Annotated in this window: 5 protein-coding genes; 4 read left to right on the top strand and 1 reads right to left on the bottom strand. The window is 73.0% G+C overall.

All coding sequences use genetic code 11. The annotated features are described in order from the left end of the window. A partial coding sequence (locus tag ACFXB5_RS45970; protein WP_385219961.1) for a SpoIIE family protein phosphatase occupies nucleotides 1-1,761 on the top strand: 1,761 nt, incomplete at its 5' end. Between the two features lie 40 nt (nucleotides 1,762-1,801). On the opposite strand, the gene ACFXB5_RS45965 is transcribed toward ACFXB5_RS45970, so the two are convergent. Then, on the bottom strand, nucleotides 1,802-2,449 hold the full coding sequence (locus ACFXB5_RS45965) for a TetR/AcrR family transcriptional regulator (protein ID WP_360072964.1): 648 nt from the start codon (nucleotides 2,447-2,449) through the stop codon (nucleotides 1,802-1,804). 114 nt (nucleotides 2,450-2,563) lie between these two features. Here ACFXB5_RS45965 and ACFXB5_RS45960 point away from each other — a divergent pair, with 114 nt between their 5' ends. From ACFXB5_RS45960 to ACFXB5_RS45950, 3 genes are read left to right on the top strand one after another with little or no spacing between them, the layout of a single operon-like run. Next, complete coding sequence (locus ACFXB5_RS45960) at nucleotides 2,564-3,484, top strand: shikimate dehydrogenase (RefSeq protein ID WP_385219959.1); 921 nt, start codon at nucleotides 2,564-2,566, stop codon at nucleotides 3,482-3,484. Between the two features lie 2 nt (nucleotides 3,485-3,486). Further along, nucleotides 3,487-5,283 carry a bifunctional sugar phosphate isomerase/epimerase/4-hydroxyphenylpyruvate dioxygenase family protein gene (locus ACFXB5_RS45955; protein ID WP_385219957.1) on the top strand — a complete coding sequence of 599 codons (1,797 nt, stop codon included), beginning with the start codon at nucleotides 3,487-3,489 and terminating at the stop codon, nucleotides 5,281-5,283. A 54-nt stretch (nucleotides 5,284-5,337) separates the two neighbouring features. Continuing rightward, nucleotides 5,338-6,771: an Nramp family divalent metal transporter gene (locus ACFXB5_RS45950; protein ID WP_385219955.1), complete on the top strand. Its 1,434-nt coding sequence runs from the start codon at nucleotides 5,338-5,340 to the stop codon at nucleotides 6,769-6,771. Nucleotides 6,772-6,914: the final 143 nt, after the last annotated feature.

Here is a 6,914-nt window from a genome sequence, read left to right as displayed (position 1 = left end):
TCAGCCCCCCCGCGCCCCCACCCCCCCCCCGCAGAGGCGGAAACCGCGCGGGACCGGGGCGGCGACCGGCTGCGGTTCGTGGGGGCCGCTACGCGCCGGATCGCCCGGGGCATCGACCTGGACGAGATCGTGCTGGGCCTGTGCCGGGCCACCGTGCCCACCTTCGCCGACGCGATCCTGGTCTATCTGCGCGATCCGCTGCCGGTCGGCGACGAGCGCCCGGTCGGCCCGGTGGTGCTGCGGCTGCGCCGCACCGACCGGATCCCGCTGGACCCGGACACCGAGAGCGGCCGACTGACGCTGCTGCCCTCCCAGCCGGATCTGTCGCCCGCGGTGGGCGGCGGCCCGGCCGCCGAGCTGTGCGAGGTGGAGGCGGGCGGTCCGCTGGCCGAGGTGCTGCGCGGGGTGCGGCCGGTGTTCGGCGACTCGCAGGCGGCCCGTGCCGCGCTGCCGGAACTGCTCGGCGAGGGGCCGTCGGTGGCGACCGGTCAGCGCACCGTGCTGGCGCCGCTGCGCGGCCGCCGCCGGGTGATCGGCGCGGCCGTCTTCGTACGCCGCCCGGACCGGCCGCCGTTCGAACCGGACGATCTGCTGGTGGCCGCCCAGCTGGCCACCCACACCGCGCTCGGCGTCGACAAGGCGGTGCTGTACGGACGCGAGGTGTACATCGCGGACGAGCTCCAGCGCACCATGCTGCCCGACTCGCTGCCGCAGCCCACCGGCGTCCGGCTGGCCAGCCGCTATCTGCCCGCGGCCGAGACCGCGCGGGTCGGCGGCGACTGGTACGACGCGATCCCGCTGCCGGGCAACCGGGTGGCGCTGGTGGTCGGCGATGTGATGGGCCATTCGATGACCTCCGCCGCGATCATGGGCCAACTGCGCACCACCGCGCAGACCCTCGCCGGACTCGATCTGCCGCCGCAGGAGGTGCTGCACCACCTGGACGAGCAGGCCCAGCGGCTGGGCACCGACCGCATGGCCACCTGCCTGTACGCGGTCTACGACCCCGTCGCGCACCGCATCGTGGTGGCCAACGCGGGCCATCCGCCGCCGCTCCTGCTGCACCGGGGTGGCCGTGCCGAGGTGCTGCGGGTGCCGCCGGGGGCGCCGATCGGGGTCGGTGGTGTCGACTTCGAGGCGGTCGAGCTGGACGCCCCGGCCGGGGCCACCCTGATGCTCTACACCGACGGCCTGGTCGAGTCGCGAATGCGCGATGTGTGGACCGGGATCGAGCAGCTGCGGGAGCGGCTGACCGCCACCGCCCGGCTCACCGGCCCCAACCCGCCGCCGCTGGAGCCGCTGTGCGACGAGGTGCTGGACATGCTCGGCCCCGGCGACCGCGACGACGATGTGGCGCTGCTCGCGGCCCGGTTCGAGGGCATCGCGCCCAGCGATGTCGCGTACTGGTTCCTGGACCCGAAGGCGCAGACCGCCGGGCAGGCGCGCCGGCTGGCCCGCCGGGCGCTGGCCCGCTGGGACCTGGAGGATCTGACGGACGCGGTGGAGCTGCTGGTCAGCGAGGTGGTGACGAACGCGGTGCGCTACGCGGAGCGGCCCATCACACTGCGGCTGCTGCGCACGGACGTCCTGCGCTGCGAGGTCGGCGACGATGTGCCGCAGCTGCCCCGGCTGCGCCAGGCCCGGCCGTCCGACGAGGGCGGGCGCGGGCTGTATCTGGTGAACCGGATGGCGCGGCGCTGGGGCGCGACCCGGCTGTCCACGGGCAAGGTCGTCTGGTTCGAGCTCGCGATGCCGTCCTGAGCCGTCCCGCCCCGTCGCGCCGGGTCCCGCACCGTACGGTTCAGGACCCGGCGCGGAGGTAGGCCACGACCATGTCGCCGACCATCCGGCGGTAGTGGGCGCGGCGCCCCGGGTCCAGGGGGTCGCGGCCGAAGAGGGTGCCGAAGGTGTGCTGGTTGGCCACCGGGAAGACGGCGAATGAGCTGATCATCATGTGGACGTCGACGGCGTCGGCGTCACCCCGGAAGACGCCCTGCTCGCGGCCGCGGGCGAGGATCCCGGAGATCAGGTCGATCACCGGTGTGCCGGCCTTGGCCAGCGTCTCGGACTTGGCCAGGTGCTCGGCCCGGTGGATGTTCTCGATGGACACCAGCCGGATGAAGTCGGCGTGTTCGGTGTGGTGGTCGAAGGTCAGCTCGGCCAGGTGCCGGATGGCCTCGGCGGGGTCCAGGCCGGTGACGTCCACGGCCTGTTCGGCCTCGCGGATGCCGGTGTAGGCGCGCTCCAGGACCTTGATGTAGAGCTGCTCCTTGCCGCCGAAGTAGTAGTAGATCATCCGCTTGGTGGTGCGGGTGAGGGCGGCTATCTCGTCGACGCGGGCCCCGGCGTAGCCGCGTTCGGCGAATTCGCGGGTGGCGACATCCAGGATCTCGGCCTGGGTGCGGACGGCGTCGCGGAGACGGCTGTTCTTCGGCGGCTGATCGCTCATGCTGGGGCCACTCTACGTCCAGGGGGTTCACAAGAGGTCGGTCCTGGGCCTTTACTGTCCACGCTACTAACGAACCAGTTCGTACATTAGCCGGGAAGACGGGAGGTCGCCGGTATGCGCGGCAGTGCGCGGCAGTCACGCGGGGCGCGGGAGGGCCGGGAGAGGCGGGAGTCCTTTCTGGTCGGGCTGATCGGATCCGGAGTGGGCCCCTCGCTCTCCCCCGCCCTCCACCAGCGCGAGGCCGACCGCCACGGACTGCGGTACCTCTACCGCCTGATCGACATCGATCCGCTGGGGCTCGGCCCGGGCGGGGTCGGCGAGCTGGTGCGGGCCGCCGCCCGGCTGGGTTTCGACGGACTGAACATCACCCACCCGTGCAAGCAGACGGTGATCGAGCACCTCGACGGGCTGTCGGAGGACGCCGCGCTGCTCGGCGCGGTCAACACGGTGGTGTTCGGCGAGAACGGCCGGGCCATCGGCCACAACACCGACTGGTCCGGCTTCGCCCGCTCCTTCGCCCGCGGTCTGCCCGACGCCCCCACCGGCGAGATCGTGCTGCTCGGCGCGGGCGGGGCGGGCTCGGCCGTCGCCCACGCGCTGCTGACCGTCGGCGCCGACCGGCTGACGCTGGCCGACACCGATCCGGCACGGGCCGCGGGGCTCGCCGGGACGCTGGCGGCACGGTTCGGCGCGGCCCGGGTCCGTACCGTCGCGCCCGGCGGGCTCCCGGCGGCGGTCGGCGGCGCCGACGGGCTGGTGCACGCCACCCCCACCGGGATGGCCGCCCACCCCGGACTGCCGCTGCCCGTGGAGCTGCTGCGGGCCGGGCTGTGGGTCGCCGAGGTGGTCTACCGCCCGCTGGAGACCCCGCTGCTGGCCGCCGCCCGCGCGGCCGGCTGCCGCACCCTGGACGGGGGCGGCATGGCCGTCTTCCAGGCCGCCGACGCCTTCCGCCTCTTCACCGGCCGCGAACCCGACGCCGAACAGATGCTCACCGACCTCTCCAACCTGCTCGAGCTCCCCGCCGGAGGCTGATCATGCGCAAGTCCATCGCCACCGTGTGCCTCAGCGGCACCCTCGAGGAGAAGCTCACCGCCATCGCCGCCGCCGGTTTCGACGGGGTCGAGCTCTTCGAGAACGACCTGCTGGCCAGCCCCCTGCCACCGGAGCGGATCCGGGACCGGGCCGCCGAACTCGGCCTCACCATCGACCTCTTCCAGCCCTTCCGCGACGTCGAGGCCGTACCCGAGGACCTCCTGGCCCGCACGCTGCGCCGGGCCGAGAAGAAGTTCGCGGTCATGGAGCGGCTCGGGGCGGATCTGATGCTGGTGTGCTCCAGCGTCTCCCCCGCCGCCCTCGACGACGACGCCCTCGCCGCCGAGCAGCTGCGCCTCCTCGCCGAGCGGGCCGCCGCCCACGGCATCCGCATCGCCTACGAGGCGCTGGCCTGGGGGCGGCATGTGAACACCTACGACCACGCCTGGCGGATCGTCCGGCAGGCCGACCACCCGGCGCTCGGCACCTGCCTCGACAGCTTCCACATCCTCTCGCGCGGCTCGGACCCCAAGGGCATCGAGGAGATCCCCGGCGAGAAGATCTTCTTCCTCCAGCTCGCCGACGCCCCGCTGATGGCCATGGACGTCCTCCAGTGGAGCCGCCACTACCGCTGCTTCCCCGGACAGGGCGGCCTCGATGTGGCCGGGCTGCTGGAGCACGTGCTGCGGACCGGCTACGAAGGGCCGCTGTCCCTGGAGGTCTTCAACGACGTCTTCCGGCAGGGCGACACCGCCCGCACCGCCGTGGACGCGCTGCGCTCGCTGATCGCCCTGGAGGAGGCCGCGGGCCGCACCGATCTGCCCGCCCCCGTCGTCCCCACCGGCTTCGCCTTCGCCGAACTGGCCTCCACCGGCCCCGAGCTGCCCGCGCTGCTGACCGAGCTGGGCTTCGCCCGCACCGGCCGCCACCACTCCAAGCCCGTGGAGCTGTGGGAGCAGGGCGACGCCCGTATCGTCCTCAACTCCGGCCTCGACGCCACCACCGGGCACCCCGAACCGGCGCTCGCCGCCATCGGCCTGGAGACCCCCGACCCGGCCGCGTCCACGGGCCGGGCGCGGGCCCTGCTCGCCCCCGTCCTGCCGCGCCACCGGGCCGTGGCGGACGCCCCGCTGGACGCGGTCGCCGCGCCCGACTCCACCGAGCTCTTCTTCTGCCGCACCGAACACCCCGACCACCCCAGCTGGACCGGCGACTTCACCCCGCGCGCCGCCTCCGCCGCCCCCGCCGGGATCACCCACATCGACCATGTGGCGCTCACCCAGCCCCGGCACCACTTCGACGAGGCGTCGCTGTTCTACCGCACCGTCCTGGGGCTGCGGCCGCACGAGTCCCTGGAACTGGCCGATCCGTCCGGGCTGCTGCGCAGCCGGGCCGTCTCAGGCGCCGACGGCTCGGTGCGGCTCGCGCTCAACGTTGCCCAGATCCGCCCCGGTTCGGGCCCGTCCGGCTCGCCGCGGCAGCACATCGCGCTGCACAGCCGGGACATCGTCGCCACCGCGCGCCGGCTGCGGGAACGCGGCGCGCCCCTGCTGCCCATCCCCGACAACTACTACGACGACCTCGAAGCGCGCCATGAGCTCGACCCCGCGCTCCATCGCACCCTGCGGGAACTCGGCCTGCTCTACGACCGGGACGACAGCGGCACCTTCCTGCACCTGTACACGGCCACCGTCGGCCGGGTCTTCTTCGAGATCGTCCAGCGGATCGACGGCTACCAGGGCTACGGCGCGGCCAACGCGCCCGTACGCCTGGCCGCCCAGCACGCCCGCACCCGCTGAAACCCCCCGATCCCCCTGTCCGGATACGACCTCGCCGTCCCCCGAGGAGCCGCCATGTCGTCAGCGTCGTCGACACCGTCCGCCCAGCGCCCGTCCCCCACCGCCGCCCCGCCCGACTGTCTCGATCTGCCCGATCCACCACCGCTGCGCACGATGGTCGGCCCGGGGGTCGTCGCCGTCGGGATCGGCATGGCGGCGGGCGAGATCATCCTCTGGCCGTATCTGACCTCGGTCGGCGGGCTCGGGCTGCTGTGGCTCGCGGTGGTGACCCTGGCCATCCAGACGGTGATCAACCTGGAGATCGAGCGCTACACCCTGGCCACCGGGCAGACCGTGGTCGCCGGATTCTCCCGCTGGTCCAAGGCGTGGGGCATCCTGATCTGCCTGGCCGGGGCGTTCCAGTACGTCTGGCCGGGCTGGGCCACCTCCGGATCGACCGTGCTCACCTATCTGACCGGCGGCGGCGATGTCGTCTGGATCACCGTGGGCTCGCTGGTGGGCTTCGGGGTGGTGCTGACCGTCTCACCGGTGGTCTACCGCACGATCGAGAAGGTCGAGCTGGTCAAGGTCATCCTGACGCTGTTCTTCCTCGCCGTCATCGCGGTCGCCGTCATCGGCTGGCACACCTGGACCACGGCGGGCGAGAAGACCGTCACCGGCGCCGGCCGGATCCCGGACGGCATCACCTTCACCATGATCCTCAGCGCGCTGGGCGCCGCCGGGGCGGGCGGGGTGCACAACCTGGTGCTCAGCAACTGGATCCGGGACAAGGGCTACGGCATGGGCGCCCATGTCCCCAAGCTGGTCTCCCCGATCACCGGCCAATCGGAGGCATCCGGCGCCGACCGCTACGCCTTTCCGCAGGACGAGGCCAATCTGGCCCGCTGGCGGGTGTGGTGGCGGCGGGCCAACACCGAGCACATCCTGTCGTTCTTCGTCATCTGCCTGGTGACGATCGGGCTGATGAGCATGCTCGCGTACGAAACCCTCTTCGGGCGCGACGATGTGGAGAACAGCCCGGAGTTCCTGCGGCTCCAGGGCGATCTGCTGGGGCAGCAGGTGGGCGACTGGCTGAAGATCCTGTTCTTCGCGGTGGCCACGGTCTCGCTCTGGGCCGCCTCGATCGGTCTGCTCGACATCATCGGACGGGTGGTCAGCGACTTCGCCAAGCGCAACTACCTGCGCGATTCGGCCTTCTGGACCGAGGGACGGCTGTACTTCGCGGTGGTGTGGGCCGAGGTCGCCATCGGCTCGGCGATCCTGCTGTCCGGGGTGAACCAGCCGATCGTGCTGCTGACCATCTCCACCTGCACCGCCTCCATCGTCACCCTCGTCTACACGGCGCTGCTGATCCGGCTCAACCGCCGCGATCTGCCGGCCGCGGTACGGCTGCGGGGGCCGCGGCTGGGCATGATGCTGCTGGCCATCGGCTTCTACGGCTTCTTCGCCCTCGCGATGCTGAAGAGCCAGATCCAGGAGAACTTCTGACGGCCGTACGACGCTGCGGCCATGCGGTCCGGGGGGGGGGGGGGGGGCGGGCCCCCCCCCCCCCGGCCCGACCTCAGCTCGTGGGGGGCGGGGGGGGGCGCCCCCCCCCCGGGGGGCCCCCCCCCACCCCCCACCGGCGGGCG

This window comes from Streptomyces sp. NPDC059455 (genome assembly GCF_042750115.1).
Taxonomy (GTDB): domain Bacteria; phylum Actinomycetota; class Actinomycetes; order Streptomycetales; family Streptomycetaceae; genus Streptomyces; species Streptomyces endocoffeicus.
The sequence above is the reverse complement of the archived record's forward strand: the minus strand, read 5'-3'. Positions and strand labels throughout refer to the sequence as shown.

Coding starts and splice junctions, on each gene's coding strand:
- ACFXB5_RS45965 (WP_360072964.1), bottom strand. CDS start 2,449: ATGAGCGATCAGCCGCCGAAGAACAGCCGTCTCCGCGACGCCGTCCGC.
- ACFXB5_RS45960 (WP_385219959.1), top strand. CDS start 2,564: ATGCGCGGCAGTGCGCGGCAGTCACGCGGGGCGCGGGAGGGCCGGGAG.
- ACFXB5_RS45955 (WP_385219957.1), top strand. CDS start 3,487: ATGCGCAAGTCCATCGCCACCGTGTGCCTCAGCGGCACCCTCGAGGAG.
- ACFXB5_RS45950 (WP_385219955.1), top strand. CDS start 5,338: ATGTCGTCAGCGTCGTCGACACCGTCCGCCCAGCGCCCGTCCCCCACC.